At 69.3% G+C, this 15,578-nt stretch carries 12 protein-coding genes; 6 read left to right on the top strand and 6 right to left on the bottom strand.

Annotation, left to right across the window (positions count from 1 at the left end):
• Positions 1-26 precede the first annotated feature (26 nt).
• Together polA and BOS5A_RS02315 are read left to right on the top strand one after the other, a co-directional pair.
• On the top strand, positions 27-2,786 hold the full coding sequence (gene polA, locus BOS5A_RS02320) for a DNA polymerase I (RefSeq protein ID WP_151953615.1): 2,760 nt from the start codon (positions 27-29) through the stop codon (positions 2,784-2,786).
• 60 nt (positions 2,787-2,846) lie between these two features.
• Positions 2,847-4,364: a lipopolysaccharide biosynthesis protein gene (locus BOS5A_RS02315; protein WP_151953614.1), complete on the top strand. Its 1,518-nt coding sequence runs from the start codon at positions 2,847-2,849 to the stop codon at positions 4,362-4,364.
• Positions 4,365-4,398: 34 nt separating this feature from the next.
• On the opposite strand, the gene purH is transcribed toward BOS5A_RS02315, so the two are convergent.
• The 4 genes from purH to BOS5A_RS02295 are packed head-to-tail and all read right to left on the bottom strand — an operon-like array spanning position 4,399 to position 9,728.
• A complete protein-coding gene (purH, locus tag BOS5A_RS02310; RefSeq protein WP_151953613.1) occupies positions 4,399-5,985 on the bottom strand; it encodes a bifunctional phosphoribosylaminoimidazolecarboxamide formyltransferase/IMP cyclohydrolase in 1,587 nt (528 codons plus the stop codon).
• A 43-nt stretch (positions 5,986-6,028) separates the two neighbouring features.
• The gene (locus tag BOS5A_RS02305; RefSeq protein ID WP_234419163.1) at positions 6,029-7,762 is read right to left on the bottom strand and encodes a heparinase II/III family protein; all 1,734 of its coding nucleotides are present in this window, start codon (positions 7,760-7,762) and stop codon (positions 6,029-6,031) included.
• Entirely contained in the window at positions 7,759-8,421 is a 663-nt protein-coding gene (rpe, locus tag BOS5A_RS02300) for a ribulose-phosphate 3-epimerase (protein WP_151953612.1), read from the bottom strand. Before rpe ends, BOS5A_RS02305 begins: the two co-directional genes overlap by 4 nt.
• Positions 8,422-8,447: 26 nt before the next feature.
• The gene (locus BOS5A_RS02295; RefSeq protein ID WP_442800494.1) at positions 8,448-9,728 is read right to left on the bottom strand and encodes an RsmB/NOP family class I SAM-dependent RNA methyltransferase; all 1,281 of its coding nucleotides are present in this window, start codon (positions 9,726-9,728) and stop codon (positions 8,448-8,450) included.
• Positions 9,729-9,793: 65 nt separating this feature from the next.
• Between BOS5A_RS02295 and BOS5A_RS02290 the strand changes: the two genes are divergently transcribed.
• Complete coding sequence (locus tag BOS5A_RS02290; RefSeq protein ID WP_151953610.1) at positions 9,794-9,955, top strand: DUF1674 domain-containing protein; 162 nt, start codon at positions 9,794-9,796, stop codon at positions 9,953-9,955.
• A gap of 49 nt (positions 9,956-10,004) precedes the next feature.
• Complete coding sequence (locus tag BOS5A_RS02285) at positions 10,005-11,861, top strand: AsmA family protein (protein ID WP_151953609.1); 1,857 nt, start codon at positions 10,005-10,007, stop codon at positions 11,859-11,861.
• Between the two features lie 10 nt (positions 11,862-11,871).
• Here the strand turns inward: BOS5A_RS02285 and BOS5A_RS02280 are convergent, their stop codons facing one another.
• Both BOS5A_RS02280 and tsaD read right to left on the bottom strand, forming a co-directional pair.
• Positions 11,872-12,846: an NAD(P)H-dependent glycerol-3-phosphate dehydrogenase gene (locus BOS5A_RS02280; RefSeq protein ID WP_151953608.1), complete on the bottom strand. Its 975-nt coding sequence runs from the start codon at positions 12,844-12,846 to the stop codon at positions 11,872-11,874.
• Positions 12,843-13,868, bottom strand: a complete 1,026-nt coding sequence (gene tsaD, locus BOS5A_RS02275) for a tRNA (adenosine(37)-N6)-threonylcarbamoyltransferase complex transferase subunit TsaD (protein WP_151953607.1) — start codon at positions 13,866-13,868, stop codon at positions 12,843-12,845. The genes BOS5A_RS02280 and tsaD overlap by 4 nt, the downstream gene beginning before the upstream one ends.
• 110 nt (positions 13,869-13,978) lie before the next feature.
• Here tsaD and hemC point away from each other — a divergent pair, with 110 nt between their 5' ends.
• Positions 13,979-14,827, top strand: a complete 849-nt coding sequence (hemC, locus tag BOS5A_RS02270; protein ID WP_234419237.1) for a hydroxymethylbilane synthase — start codon at positions 13,979-13,981, stop codon at positions 14,825-14,827.
• Position 14,828: 1 nt separating this feature from the next.
• Positions 14,829-15,503: a uroporphyrinogen-III synthase gene (locus BOS5A_RS02265; RefSeq protein ID WP_151954453.1), complete on the top strand. Its 675-nt coding sequence runs from the start codon at positions 14,829-14,831 to the stop codon at positions 15,501-15,503.
• Positions 15,504-15,578: the final 75 nt, after the last annotated feature.

The following is a 15,578-nucleotide window of genomic DNA, read 5'->3' as shown; positions in this document are numbered from 1 at the left end:
CCGGATCGATCCGCTATCCCACGCCCATGCCGCATCTCTACCTCGTCGATGGCTCGAGCTTCATCTTTCGCGCCTATCACGTCCTTCCAAAGCTCACGAACCAGCACGGCGAGCCCGCGGGCGCCGTCTATGGCTACACGACGATGCTGTGGAAGCTTGCGACCGAGCTGCACCAAGCGGAGGGGCCGTCGCATCTCGCGGTGATCCTCGACAAGTCGGAACACACGTTCCGCAACGACCTCTACGACAAATACAAGGCGCATCGCCCGCCGGCGCCCGAGGATCTGGTGCCGCAATTCCCGATGATCCGCGATGCCACTCGCGCCTTTTCGCTGCCGTGCATCGAGGAGCTGGGCTGGGAAGCCGACGACCTGATCGCGAGCTACGCCAAGGCTGCGCTCGCGCAAGGATGGCAGGTGACGATCGTGAGCTCCGACAAGGACCTCATGCAGCTGCTGACCGAGCCGGGCATCGACATGCTCGATACCATGAAGGACAAGCGCTTCGGACCGCCCGAAGTGATCGAGAAGTTCGGGGTCGGCCCCGACAAACTCGGCGAGATGCTGGCGCTGATGGGCGACAGCGTCGACAATGTGCCGGGCGTCCCGGGCGTCGGACCCAAGACGGCGGCAAAGCTGATCCTGGAACATGGCGATGTCGAGGCGGTGCTCGCCGCCGCGCCGGCGATGAAGCCGGGCAAGCTTCGCGATAACCTGATCGAGCATGCCGACATGGCGCGGCTGTCCCGCAAGCTCGTCGCGCTGGAATGCGACGTGCCGCTGCCAGAGCCGCTCGACGGGATGGTGCTCGACGGCATTCCCGAGGCGCCCTTGCGTGCGTTTCTTGAACATCACGGCTTCAAGTCGCTGCTCGCGAAGCTCGGACAGGTGGCGGATGCCCCCCAACCGGAGCCGGCGGCGACGATCGCATTCGAGGAGGACCCCCCGTGCGACCATGACGGCTATGAAACCGTGGTGGACGAGTCCGCGCTCGATCGCTGGATTCATGTCGCGCGGCACCAGGGCTGGGTCGCGATCGATACCGAGACGACGGCGAAGGACCCGATGCTCGCCGAGCTCGTCGGCGTATCGATGGCGCTCGCCCCCAACCTCGCCTGCTACGTGCCGCTCGCGCATGGTGGCAGCGACATGTTCGCGGAAAAACCCGTGCAGCTGGACCGCGACGCCGCGCTCGCGAAGTTGAAGCCGCTGCTTGAGGACACGGGCGTCCTGAAGATCGGGCACAACCTGAAATACGACATGATCGTGCTCGGGCGGCTCGGAATCGACGTGGCGCCGTTCGACGACACGATCCTGATGAGCTTCGACCTCGATGCCGGGCGCCACGGCCACGGCATGGACGAACTCGCCGCGACGCACCTCTCGCACAGCTGCATCGCCTACAAGGACGTCGTCGGCACGGGCAAGAAACAGCTCGGCTTTCACGAGGTCGATTTGAAGACCGCGACGCGCTACGCCGCCGAGGACGCCGACGTGACGCTCAGGCTGTGGCGGCGCTTCAAGCCGCGGTTGCCGGCCGAGGGTTCCACGCGGGTCTACGAGATGGTCGATCGGCCGCTCGTCCCCGTCATCGCGCGGATGGAGCGCCACGGCATCAAGGTCGACCGCGACGTGCTGTCGAAACTGTCGGGCGAGTTCGCCGCGCAGATGGCGAGCCTGGAAACCGAGATCCACGATCTCGCCGGCGGCCCCTTCACCATCGGCAGCCCCAAGCAGCTGGGCGACGTTCTGTTCGAGCGGATGGGCATCAAGGGCGGGCGCAAGGGCAAGTCGGGCGTCTATTCGACCGACGTCAACGAGCTGGAGCGGATCGCGGCGGACAAGGATTCGCCCGGCAAGGTCATCGCCGCGCGGGTGCTCGACTGGCGCCAGCTGGCGAAACTGAAGAACACCTACACCGACACCCTTCAGGACCAGATCCACCCCGAAACCGGCCGCGTCCATACCAGCTACAGCCTGACCGGCGCGCAGACCGGGCGGCTGTCCTCGACCGATCCCAACCTGCAAAACATCCCGATCCGCACCGAGATCGGCCGCCAGATCCGCGATGCGTTCGTGGCGGAGCCGGGCAACGTCATCCTCGCCGCCGACTACAGCCAGATCGAACTACGGCTCGCCGCCCACATCGCCGACGTCCCGCAACTGCGCGAGGCGTTCGAACGCGGCGACGACATCCACACGTTGACCGCGCAGGAGCTGTTCGGCGAAGTGACGCGCGACACGCGCGGGCGGGCGAAGACGATCAACTTCGCGATCCTCTACGGCATCAGCCGCTGGGGTCTCGCCGGGCGGCTCGACGTGACCGCCGACGAGGCACAAGGCATGATCGACCGGTATTTCGAGCGATTCCCCGGCATCAACCGCTACATCGCCGAGACGACCCAGAGCGTGCGCGAAACCGGCTACACGACGACGCTGTTCGGGCGGAAGACGCATTTCCCGCGGATCAAATCGAAGGTCCAGCACGAGCGGCAGGGCGCGGAGCGCGCCGCGATCAACGCCCCTATTCAGGGAACCAGCGCCGACATCATCAAGCGCGCGATGGTGCGGATGGAGCCAGCGCTTGCCGAGGCCGGGCTGACGAACGTCCGCATGCTGCTGCAGGTGCACGACGAACTCGTCTTCGAACTCCCCGAAGGCGATGTGGCGGCCACGACACCAATCATCGCTTCGGTCATGGCGGGGGCGGCGGAGCCCGCGGTGAAGCTGAGCGTGCCGTTGGGAGTCGAGATCGGAACCGGGCCAAGCTGGGGGGCGGCGCATTGAGCAGCAAACGAGCGTCGGGGGACGGCTCGCAACCCTCCCTGAAAGGGAGAGGAAAGGCGCGTGGCTGATTCCACCGAGGAAATCGCCCAACTCGCCAGGGGCGGGCGCACCAACATCGCGGGGTTCGTGCTGCGGCTTGCTGCACGCATCCCGTTCCTGTTCATCGCAGGGCGCCTCTACGGTCCCGATCTCGTCGGGCGGTTCGCCATCGCGGTGGTGGTGGTGGAACTCGCCGCGCTTGTCGCTACGCTCGGGCTGAAGCGCGGGCTTGCGCAGGCGCTCAGCACCACCGACCGGCCGCACGTGCATGTCGTTTGGGACGCGATGGCGGTCGCCTTCGTCGTCGCGATCAGCGCCAGCGCGGTGCTGTGGGCGTTTCCGCAGATCATGTACACCAACACCGCGGTCACGGGGCTCGACCGCTATCTGTCGCTCATCATCGTCGCGATAGCCTGGTCCGATGTCAGCCTCGCCGCACTGGCCTATCGCCTGAACGTGAAGGCGGCGGTGACGGCGCGTGCGGTCGTGGAGCCGTGGACGATCTCGATCGCGGCCTATGCGTTCTCTTTCTTCACGATCCGCGACGGGCTCGTCCTGTCTTACGTCGCGTCGATGACGGCGGCGTTGATCGCGTCGATCGTGCCGTTCGTGCGCAGCTATGGCCTGCCGCACGGGTGGTCGCCGCAGTTCCGCCAGCTCTTCGCGCTCGCCCGGCGCAACATGCCGCTTGCGGGCGCCGATGCGCTGGAATGGGGATCGCGCAACGTCGATCGCTTCATCCTCGGTCTGCTTTTCGCGCCCAAGGTCGTCGGCATCTATTACATGGCGCAGCAGGTCGCGTCGCTGCCGCAGAAGCTGAAGACGAGCTTCGATCCGATCCTCGGCCCGGTCATCACCCGCAGCCTTGCGATCGACGACCGCGCCGCCATCGCGACGCAGGTCCGCCAGGTCGCGTTCTGGATCATCGCAGCGCAGGGCGGGCTCGCGTTGATGGGATCGATCCCGGGCGAGGCGGTGATGGGCGTCGTCGGGCCGCAGTTCGTCGCTGGCACCGCGGCCCTCGCCTTCCTGCTGATCGCCGAGGTGCTCGCCTCAACGGGTGCGGTTTGCGAAACCGCGCTCGTCTACACCGCGCGCCACCGTAATCTGATGATCTCGGCGACGATGCTCGGCGTGCAGGTCGCGCTCAGCTTCGCGCTGATCTTCGGGATGCGGCGTGCCGGGTGGCCGCCCAATTATCAGGCGGCGGGTCCGGCGCTCGCGCTGATGATCAGCCTTGCACTCACGTCCGTGGTCAAGGCGCGGCTGCTTGGTCGCATCCTGCGCGCGCCGGTGTCGCCCTTACGCTGGCCGATCGTCTGGGCCGCGCTCGCGGCAATCGTCGTCGGCACCGCCTTTACCTTACTCCCCAAGCGTTACGAGTGGGCGGAGCTGTTGATCGGCGAACCGGCGATCGCGGCGACCTATCTGTTCGTGCTGTGGAAATGGGCGTTCAGCCCCGCCGACCGCGCGCTGTTCGGCACGGTGCCGAACGCCGAGCAGGCGACGTTGCCGAACGAGGGCGGACTGACGCGGTAGAACCCCATCGACCGCCTGAAAGCATGTCGTCGCGTCAATGCCGGAAGTGGCGCATCCCGGTGAAGACCATCGCGAGGCCCGCCTCGTCCGCTGCCGCGATCACCTCGTCGTCGCGAATCGAGCCGCCCGGCTGGATCACCGCGGTGGCGCCGGCTTCCACCGCCGCGAGCAGCCCGTCGGCGAAGGGGAAGAACGCATCCGATGCGACCGCCGATCCGATCGTGCGCGGCTCGGCCCAGCCGGCCTTGTCAGCCGCGTCCTTTGCCTTCCATGCTGCGATCCGCGCCGATTCCAGCCGGTTCATCTGCCCCGCGCCGATCCCCGCGGTCGCGCCGTCCCTGGCGTAGACGATCGCGTTCGACTTGACGTGCTTGGCGACGGTCCAGGCGAAGCGGCAATCGGCGAGCTCCTGCGCGGTCGGCTGGCGCCTGGTCACGACCTTCAGATCGCCGAGCCGGCCGTTATCGCGCGACTGGACCAGCCATCCGCCGGCGATCGACTTCGCGGCGAGGCCGTCTCGCGCAGGGTCGGGCAATTCCCCCGTCAGCAATAGCCGCAGGTTCTTCTTCGCGGCGAACACCGCACGCGCGCCCTCATCGGCGTCCGGCGCCACCACGACCTCGGTAAAGATCGCAGCGATCGCCCGCGCGGTCGCCTGGTCGAGCGCACGGTTGAGGGCGATGATTCCGCCGAACGCAGACACGGTGTCGCACGCGAAGGCTTGCGCATAGGCGTCCTCGATCGTCGCCGCGGTCGCGACGCCGCAGGGATTGGCGTGCTTGACGATCACCACGGTCGGCTCTGCGTCGCGGAATTCGCTGACCAGCTCGAGCGCGGCATCGGCATCGTTCAGGTTGTTGTAGCTGAGCGCCTTGCCCTGCACCTGTTCGGCCTGGCCGATCCCGCGTGCCTCCGGAGCGGTCGCGGCGTAGAAGGCAGCAGCCTGATGCGGATTCTCGCCATAGCGAAGCTCGTCGCCGGCGCGCTTCAGCGTGATCGGCAGCGTCGCCGGAAAGCGCTCATTCTGGTCCGCGAAAGCGAACCACGATGCGATCGCGCCGTCATAGGCAGCGGTCGCCGCGAACGCCTTCGCCGCGCAGCTTTGGCGGAAGTCGAGGCTCGTCGCGCCGCCCTCATTCTCCAGCGCCGCGATCAGTTCGGCATAGTCGCGCGGATCGGTGACGATCGTCACATAGGCGTGGTTCTTCGCGGCCGAGCGCACCATGCTGGGGCCACCGATATCGATATTCTCGATCACTTCGTCGCGTCTCGCACCCTTCGCGACCGTCGCCTCGAACGGATAGAGATTGACGACGACGAGATCGATCGCGTCGATATCGTGCTCTTCCATCGCGGCGGCGTGCGCGGGGTCATCGCGCACCGCCAGCAGCCCGCCGTGAACCTTGGGATGGAGCGTCTTCACCCGTCCGTCCATCATCTCGGGAAAGCCGGTGAGATCGCTCACGTCGCTGACAGTCAGCCCCGCCTCGCGCAGGGCCTTGGCCGTGCCTCCGGTCGAGACGAGTTCCACCCCGGACCTCGCGAGCGCCTGCCCCAGTTCGGCGATCCCCGTCTTGTCGGATACCGACAGGAGGGCGCGGCGAATCGGGATCGCGGTCATCGATGGAACTCCGGGGATGGCAGGGTGCCGCCCCCTTGACGCCTCACGCCGCGCGCTTCAAGGCCCAGCTGATCGCGGCGCCGCCGGCTGCCGCCTGCCCGGTGATGACGAGTTGCTGCGTCGCGACAGGCCGCCCCTCGCCGTCGATCCACACGCTATCCTCAAGCGCCAGCGCGCCCCCGCGGCAGCGGAATTGCCACAGGCCACCGCCCGCGAGGCGCAGGATCGCGGCCATGCCGTCCGCGGTCGCCGATGCCTGCACCCCGCGCCCGAGGTGGAAACGGATGGCGAATGGCGTCTCCACCGTCCGCCGTTTGCGCCCATCGGGCAGCAGCGAATCCTCGCCGCGCAATTCCTTGCCGTCGGCGGTCAGCAGCAACTGCCGGCGATGCCGGAAGCCGAAACGGCGGACATAGCCGTCATGGCTCGCCTCGATCCGGCTCGCCACATCCGACTCCTGCCGGCTGAGCTCGACCTCGGCGACCCCGCGCCCGAGCGTGCCGTCGGCGTGGATCGCGGTCGAATTGGTATCGGCGAGCGTCAGCGTCGAATGCGCAGCGGTCGTCCGCAGCCCTTCCGCGATCGCCTGCGGCAATTGCGCGACATGATCGCGCGCGCCGCCGCAATTGACGATCATCCGCGCCGGCCCGTCGGAGAACTCGAACGCCAGCGTGGATGCGCACCCGCCCTCGACGACGCGCGCGACCGGCGGCGGGGCGGCGTCCATGATCGCGACCGCGCTGCCCGCGGCGAGCCGCTGATAGCCCCAGTCGCGCGCCTGGCGCAGCGGACGCGAGCGGATGCCGCTCGCCTCGACGATCTGCTGGACGCGATCTGCGGGCAGCGGTCCGCCGCCCTGCCAGCTCGACAGCGCCTTGTCGGCGTGCGCGACCCCGAGCAGCGCGGGCACCATTCGCGCCAGCGCGACGCGCGCCGCCTCCGGCATCTCCAGCCGCCGCGCGTCATAGACCTCGCGCAGCTGGGTGAGCAGCGCGATGACGTCCAGGAGCGCCGCCGGCGCGCGGCTGACCACGCCGCCATCGTCGTGGATACCGCTCGCGATCGCGCGCGCCAGTCCCGCCTCGCCCAGCGCCCGGCGCGGATCGCCGCCGGGAATCAGCAGACCCGCCGCGATGACCCCGCACCACGCGGCAATCCGCGGCGCGCCGGCGGGCGCCTTGTCCGCCCCACGCTCGACATGCCGCGCGCCGCGCGCGAGGGTGTTGAGCACCTTCGACCGGTAGATGAGGTCGGTCGAGGACAGGATCAGCGGCGCGTGCCCCATCCAGAACAACAGCCGGCGCCCCCACAGGTCGGCGCGCCAGGCGAGCGGCGTGACCTTCTCGCCGTGCACCGCCAGCCATGCCGCCATCAGCGCCTCGGCGATCGGCGCGCCTTGCGCCCGTGTCGCCACCGAGGAGAGGTCGCGCAGCCACGCAAAGCTGTGGATATACTCGGCCATCGGCGTCGGCGCCGCGAGCCTGGCGAAGTCGAGCGTCTCCACATCGACACGCGTGCCGCGATAGCTGAGCATTCCGTCGAGAAGTGCGTGGCCGCGCGCGACGTCGCCGAAGATCGGATCGTCGGGCACCGCGATGAGCTTCAGCGGATACCGCCCTTTCAGCCGCATGGTGTGGAGCGGCGTGCGCCAGGTCAGTCTGTGGAATCGTTCGGACAGGCGATCGGCGAGGCTCAGCCCCTTATCCCCGCCGATGCGGATCAGCCGCTTGCCTTCCTCGACCCCGTCGGTGCCGGGTGTCGATGCGTCGTCCTTCACGATCCCCGCAGCGCGCGGATATTGGCGGCATAGCAGTCCGGCCCGCCACGGAAAGTCGCGGTGCCCGCCACCAGCGCGTCGGCGCCCGCGGCAATGGCGCGTGGTGCGGTCGTGGCGTCGATGCCGCCATCGACCTCGAGATCGACGATGTAACCGCCCTTGTCGATCATCGTGCGCACACTTTCGATCTTGCGCAGCGAACTCTCGATGAAGCTCTGCCCGCCGAAACCGGGATTGACGCTCATCACCAGCACCAGATCGACCGCCTCGATCAGATAATCGAGCGCCTTGGCCGGGGTCTGCGGGGTCAGCACGACCCCCGCGCGCTTGCCGAGCGAGCGGATGTGCTGGAGACTGCGATGGGTGTGCGGCCCGGCCTCGACATGGATGCTGATCGTGTCGGCGCCGGCCTCGGCAAAGGCATCGAGATAGGGATCGACCGGCGCGATCATGAGATGCACGTCGAGCGGCTTCGTCGTGTGCGGGCGCAGCGCCTTCACCACCGCCGGGCCGATCGTGATGTTGGGGACGAAATGGCCGTCCATAACGTCGACATGGATCCAGTCGGCGCCCGCCGCGTCGATCGCGCGCACCTCCTCGCCCAGTTTCGCGAAATCGGCGGAGAGGATGGAGGGGGCGATACGGACTGGCTGCTGCATGGCGCTGTCCCTAGCGAAGTCGGCGCTCAGGCGGAAGCGCGGGTAAGCCGTGCGATGAAGAAGCCGTCGCATCCGCCTTTCTCGGCGAGCGTGCCTGGCAGGGTGCGAACAGTGCCGTCGTCGCGAGGGGCGATACCTACCGGCAGCTCCCGCGCGGTTGCGGGTGTCACATGGTAGTCGGTCCGCTCGGCAAGGAACGCGGCGAGCTGCGCCTCGCCCTCCTCAGGCTCCAGCGAGCACGTCGCATAGATCAGCGTGCCGCCGGGCCGCACCCAGTCCGCTGCGCGCGCCAGGATTCGCCGCTGGAGATCGGCCATTTCCGCAATCACGCTCGGGCGGACGCGGTACAGCACGTCGGGGTGGCGGCGGAAGATTCCGGTCGCGCTGCACGGCGCGTCGATCAGCACCGCATCGAACGGCGCCTTTGGCGACCAGTCGAGCGCATCGGCGCGCACGATCGTCGCCGCAAGCGAAGTGCGCGCGAGGTTGTCGCGAAGTCGCGCGAGACGACTTTCGGATATGTCGAGCGCAGTGACGTCCCAACCCGCCGCCGCGAGCTGGAGCGTCTTGCCGCCCGGCGCCGCGCACAGATCGAGCACGCGGCCCTGCCCTTCGCCGAGCAGCCGCGCCGGGATCGACGCAGCGAGGTCCTGCACCCACCAGCGCCCTTCGGCGAACCCCGGCAGATCGGGCACCGGGGCGGCGTCCTCGATCCGGGTGTGGCGCGGCGCAAGCGATTCGCCGCCGGGCGCCGCATCGTCGGCGACGAGCGACAGATCGAGCGGCGGCGGTGCCGCGATCGCCCGCGCCGCCGCGACGACGGCGTCTTCGCCCCAGGCCGCTCGCCAACGTGCCGCAGTGTCGGCTGGCAGCGTCGGTATTTCGGCAAGCGCCGCTCCCTGGCGCATTAGCGTGCCGAAGACGCCGTGGACCAGTCGCTTGGGTCCGCCATCGACCAGCGGCAGCACCGTCGCGATCGCGGCGTGGGGGGGCGTGCCGAGCGCGAGCACCTGGACGAGCGCGATACGCAGCGCAAAGCGCGCCTTGGCGTCGTCGGGCAGGCGCTGCTTCGTCGCCGAATCAATCAGCACGTCGAGATCCGGCAAGCGCCGCAGCGTTTCCGCCGCAATGGCATGGGCGAGCCCACGATCGGGTCCACCGTGCAGCGCACGCGTCGCATTCGCGAGCGCCGCCTCGAGCGGATCGCCGCGGCGGAGCACCGCGTCGAGCAGGCGCAGCGCCGCCCGGCGAGTCGCGGTGCCGAGCGGTTCTGGCGGGCGCTGTCCGCCCGGCGTCTTCGTCATCATCCCTTGATCCTTGGCGCTTTCACGCCGATCTGGCGAGCCTGACCTGACAAGAAAAAGGCGCGCATATGGGCAAGCGACCCGATACCGTCAAACCACCGGCCTATCTCTCGGACAATCCGCCGGTCCCGAAACCCGCCGCAAAGCCCGCGAAATCTGCCGATCCGCTGGGTCAGGACCCGACCCGATATGGCGACTGGATGCTGAAGGGAATCGCGGTCGATTTCTGACGGCGTAACGCCCCCGGAACGAATTTCCGCTCCGTTCGTCTCCGCGTGGATGAGGACAGCCGCGATCCTTTCCGACAAGCGCGTCCGCTGGAGCGCGGCGATCGTCGCGGGCATTATCGCGGCACTGTTGATGCTGCTCGCGGCCTTTCCCTGGGGCATGCTCAAGGGAATGATCGAGGATCGGCTGTCGCGCCGCTTCGGCCGCACCGTCACGATCGGGCGGGTGGAGCGGATCGATGGCTTCGGCTTCCATCCCATGCTCCGCGTGACCGACATCCGCATCCCGCAGGCGCGATGGGCGGGCGAGGGCGACCTTGCGCGCATCGCCGACGCGCGGATCGGTTTTCTCGCACTCCCGCTGCTGCGCGGACGCTTCAAGGTGCGCGAACTCTCGGTCGAACGTGCGACGCTCACGCTCGTCAGGGCGAAGGACGGCCGGGTCAATTGGGGCGAGTCGAGCGACCGCAAGGGACCGGGCGGGCGTCCGCTCGATTCGCTCGTCATTCGCGGCACGACGGTGCTCTACCGCGACGCCAAACAGGGCCGCAGCTTTCGCGTGATGCTGGCCTCCGACACGAAACAGGGCTTTCGGATCGCGGGGTCAGGCGATGTTCGCGGCGCGCCGGTCATCATCGAAGCGACCGGCCCGGCCATAGCCGGCGGGGCCGACGGCCGCTGGCCGTTCACCGCGAAGATCGACGGCGCTGCGCTGGCGATGACGGCGAAAGGCACGATGGCGCATCCGCTCGACACCGATTCGATGACGCTGGACGTCACCGCCCGCGCGAGCGACCTGAAGCTGATCGACGCGATCATCGAGGCGGGGCTGTTCCGCACCCAGCCGGTCGGCCTTTCCGCGCATGTCGAGCGCGACGGCGAAACCTGGACGATCCCGCGGCTGGAGGGGACGGTCGGCCGATCGCGCTTCGCCGGCAAGCTGAAGGTCGAGAAGGTCGATGGCCGCACGAAGCTGGCCGGCGATTTCGACGCCGGCGTGCTCGATTTCGACGATCTGTCCTCGGACGAGGGCATCGCGCAAGGTGAAGCGAAGGAGCGCGCCATCGGCCCGCGACTGGTGCCCGATACCCGCATCAACCTCGCCAAGATCGGCAGGACCGACGGGCGGTTTACGTTCCGCGTGCGCCGCGTCGTCCAGCGGCAGGGCGAATCGCCGATCACCGCGATGCAGGGCACGCTCGTCCTCGATCATCAAAGGCTTACCATCGATCCGCTCGGGATCGCGATGCGGCAGGGCGCGATCACCGGGCGCGCGGTCGTCGATCAGGACGGACGCAAGGAACCCAAACTCGCACTCGACCTGCGGCTGTCGGGCAGCAGCATCGGCGCGCTGGCCGGCGGCGGCGGATCGGTGACGGGCCGGGTCGATGCGCGCGCCGTGCTGACCGGGCGTGGCAGCACCATCCGCGAGGCGATCGGCCGCGCCGACGGCCGTATCGGGCTAGCCGCGCGCGACGGGCAGCTGCCGGCCAGAATCGCGAGCGCGCTCGGCTTCGATGCCGGTCGCGCGCTGACCGCCGGCGACGACGACCGCGCCGGCTTGCGCTGCGTGATCCTAGGTCTGCCGATGCGCAGTGGGCGCGGCACCGTCTCACCGCTGATCCTCGACACGACGCAGAGTCAGTCTCGCGGCACGGGCACGATCAGCTTCCCCGACGAACGCCTGGCGATTACCCTGACCGGCGCGCCCAAGCACAACAGCATCCTGCGCCTCCCCGGCTCCGCGACGATGGCGGGGACGATCAGGCTGCCCGACATCATCGTGCCGAAGCAGGTCAAGTCGGTGGGCAATTTCTTCAAAGCGATCGGCCGCGCGATCACCGGCAAGCAGGGCCCGACCGCGACCGACGCCGATTGCGGCGCGCTCGCCGCGCAGGTGCTGCGCTAGAGCGACCGCGCTAGGCTTCGCCGCGCAAGGGCCTCGACAGCAGCGCATCGATCACCGCCGGCGCGGGCGCGCCGTCCAGCAGGCGCCCGACCGCCTCGACGATCGGCATATCGACCCCCACCTCCGCCGCCGCCTCGCGCAGGACAGGCGCCGTCAGCGCGCCTTCGGCGACGGTGCGCCGGTCGGCGAGATGCATCGCCGCCGGCTCACCACGGCCGAGCGCGACCCCGAGCGAGAAATTGCGCGAGGCGGTCGATGAACAGGTAAGCACCAGATCGCCGAGCCCCGACAGCCCCGCAAGCGTCTCCGCCCGCGCGCCGCGCGACAGCCCGAAGCGGGTCATTTCGGCAAAACCGCGCGCGATCAGCGCCGCGCGGGCGTTCTGGCCAAGTCCTGCACCCTCGACGACGCCGCACGCGATCGCGAGCACGTTCTTCACCGCGCCGCCGATTTCCGCCCCGATCACGTCGTCCGATGCGTAGGGGCGAAACGCGGGGCCGGCAAGGCGATCGGCCAGCGCGCGCTGCAGGTCAGCGTCTTCGCAGGCGAGCGTCACCGCGGTCGGCTGTCCGGCTGCGACTTCGTGCGCGAAGGTCGGCCCCGACAGGACCGCGATCGGCGCGCGCGGGTGGATTTGCGCCGCGACCTCTCCGACCAGCATCCGCGTGCCCGCCTCGATGCCCTTGGCACACAGCACCAGCGGGGTCGCGCCGACCGCGGTTTCGGCAAGGACAGCGCGAACGTGCTGCGCGGGTGCGACGACGAGCAGCGCATCGCAGCCCGCCAGCTCGCCGAGCGACCCGGTCGCGCGAATCGACGGCGACAGCGGCACGTTGCGCAGGAACAGGATGTTTTCGTGCACGTCGTTGATCGCCGACACCACATCGGGCTCGAGCGCCCACAGCGTCACGTCCTGCCCGCCGCGCGCAGCGACCTGCGCGAGGGCAGTGCCCCAGGCGCCGCCGCCGATGACACCGATTTTCATGCCTTCACCCCCGCCCCGCGTACCGTTTCCGCTGCCGGATCGAGCGGCCAGCGCGGGCGCGCCGGCACGTCGAGCGGATCGGTCAGGCCTGCGGCGAACCGCTCGGCGCCGGCCCAGGCGATCATCGCCGCGTTGTCGGTGCACAGCCACAGCGGCGGGGCGACGAAGCGCAGGCCATGTTCGCCCGCAAGCGTCGTCAACGCCCCGCGCACCGCTTGGTTCGCCGCGACACCGCCCGCAACGACCAGCGCGGACACGCCGTCCGCCTTGTCGATCGCGATCCGCGTGCGATCGACCAGGCAATCGACCACCGCCTGCTGGAACGACGCAGCCAGATCTTCGGGCGAATGCTGCCCGACCGCGCGCGCGACCGCGCTCTTCAGCCCCGCAAAGGAGAAATGCGGCTCCCCCGATCCGACGAGCGGGCGCGGCAGCGGCACCGCGCGCGGATCGCCCGCCGCCGCCGCACGCTCGACCGCGGGCCCGCCCGGAAAGCCCAGCCCCAGCAGCTTCGCGGTCTTGTCGAAGGCCTCGCCCGCCGCATCGTCGATCGTCGTCGCGAGCCGGCGGTAGCGGCCGACCCCTTCGACGAGCAGCAACTGGCAGTGCCCACCCGATACGAGGAGCAGCAGATAGGGGAAATCGAGATCGGGGTCGGCGAGCCGCGGGCTGAGCGCGTGCCCCTCCAGATGATTGACCGCGATCAACGGCTTGCCCGCCGCGTGGGCGAGTGCCTTGCCGGTCACCAGCCCCACCATGACGCCACCGATGAGTCCAGGCCCCGCGGTCGCGGCGACCGCATCGACATCGGCAAGCGTGACGCCTGCATCAGCCAGCGCGGCTGCGACGAGCGGCTCCAGCGCCTCGACATGCGCACGCGCCGCGATCTCCGGAACGACGCCGCCGAACGGACGATGCGCGGCTTCCTGGCCGAGCAGGCGATGCGCAAGCACCTGCCGGTCGCCCGTCACGAGCGCCGCGGCGGTTTCGTCGCACGAGGATTCCAGGCCGAGGATGAGCATCGCCGCGTCCTAACCGCTTGCCCCGGGCTTGTCGAAGGTTGCAAGAAGGCGGCGTGGAGAGCTTTCGGATCGGGACGCGCGGATCGCCGCTGGCGCTGACGCAGGCGGGGATGGTGCGCGATGCGCTCATCGCCGCGCATGGCTGGGGCGACGATGCGATCGAGATCGTCGTCATAAGGACGACGGGCGACCGGGTGCAGGACCGCGCGCTCGCCGAGATCGGCGGCAAGGCGCTGTGGACCAAGGAACTTGACCGCGCGCTGCTCGCCGGCGAGATCGATTGCGCGGTCCATTCGATGAAGGATGTCGAGACAGTCCGTCCCGCCGACATCGCGATCGCGGCGATGCTGCCCCGCGCCGATGTGCGTGACCGGATCATCGGCACCGAGTCGATCGATGCGCTGCGCGAGGGCGCAATCATCGGGACAAGCTCGCCCCGGCGGCGCGCGCAGTTGCTACGCCTACGCCCGGACCTGCAGATCGTGCTCTTTCGCGGCAACGTCGATACGCGGCTCGCCAAGCTGGCGATCGGCGAGGTCGATGCGACGCTGCTCGCCGCCGCCGGTCTCGATCGGCTCGGGCGCGGCGATACGGGCGTTTCGATTCCGATCGACGTCATGCTGCCCGCACCGGCGCAAGGCGCGGTCGGGATCGAGACGCTGGCGGGTGGCGGCGCCGCAGCCCTCATCGCTGCGATCGGCGATCCGGACACCTTGCGCTGTGTGATGTGCGAGCGCGCGATGCTGGCGGAGCTTGGCGCCGATTGCCATTCGCCGGTCGCGGCGCTCGCGACGCTCTCCAAGGGCGGGATGCAGCTTCGCGCCGAAATCCTGACCGAAGACGGCGCGGATTCGGTTTCCGCCGAGGCCGAGGGCGCCGATCCGGTTGCGCTCGGCCGGGCGGTCGGGCGCGCGCTGCTGGAGCGCGCGCCGCCCGCAATCCGCCGCCTCTTTGCCTGAGATGCACGTCGCCGTCCTGCGGCCAGAGCCGGGCAACGCAGCCACGTCGCGGCGGCTGAGCGCCGCAGGGCTGACCGCCATTCGCTGCCCGCTGTTCGCGGTCGTGCCGATCAAGGCAACACTGCCGGCACTGAAAGGCTTCGACGCCGTCTTGCTGACCAGCGCCAATGCCGTCGATTGTGGCGGGGACGCCATCACGGCGATCGGCACACGGCCCATCATCGCGATCGGGACCGCGACGGCGAAAGCGGCGCGCGCAGCGGGACTGAACGTCGCCGTCACCGGCAATGGCGACATCGTGGAAGCGGTGGTGCGTGCCCGCGCCGCGGGCTTGCCGCGCCTTCTCCATCTGGCCGGACGCGAGCACCGCGCCCATGCCGATGTTGCGGCGACCGTCATCGTCTACGCCAGCGATACGATTCCCGTCGATCCGGACGTGCTCGCATCGATCGCGGGCGGGTGTGCGCTTCTTCACTCGCCCCGCGCGGCGGAGCGCTTCGCGCACGTTGTCGACGCGGCCGGCGTCGTGCGCGCGCAAATCGCGCTGGCCGCGATGAGCGAGGCGGTCGCACGCGCCGCCGGTTCCGGCTGGCGGCTCGTCGGGGTGGCGGATCAGCTGAACGATGCGGCCATGGTCGCGCTCGCCGCGCGAATCGCCCGGTCGCTCGGCCGTTGACCCCGCACGCCGCAAAACGGATAAGGCCGACAATGAGCGATGCATTTTCGGCGCCCCCGCCCCCAGGCAACCCGC

Source organism: Sphingomonas sp. EC-HK361, assembly GCF_902498785.1.
Classification (GTDB): Bacteria; Pseudomonadota; Alphaproteobacteria; order Sphingomonadales; family Sphingomonadaceae; genus Sphingomonas.
The sequence above is the reverse complement of the archived record's forward strand: the minus strand, read 5'-3'. Positions and strand labels throughout refer to the sequence as shown.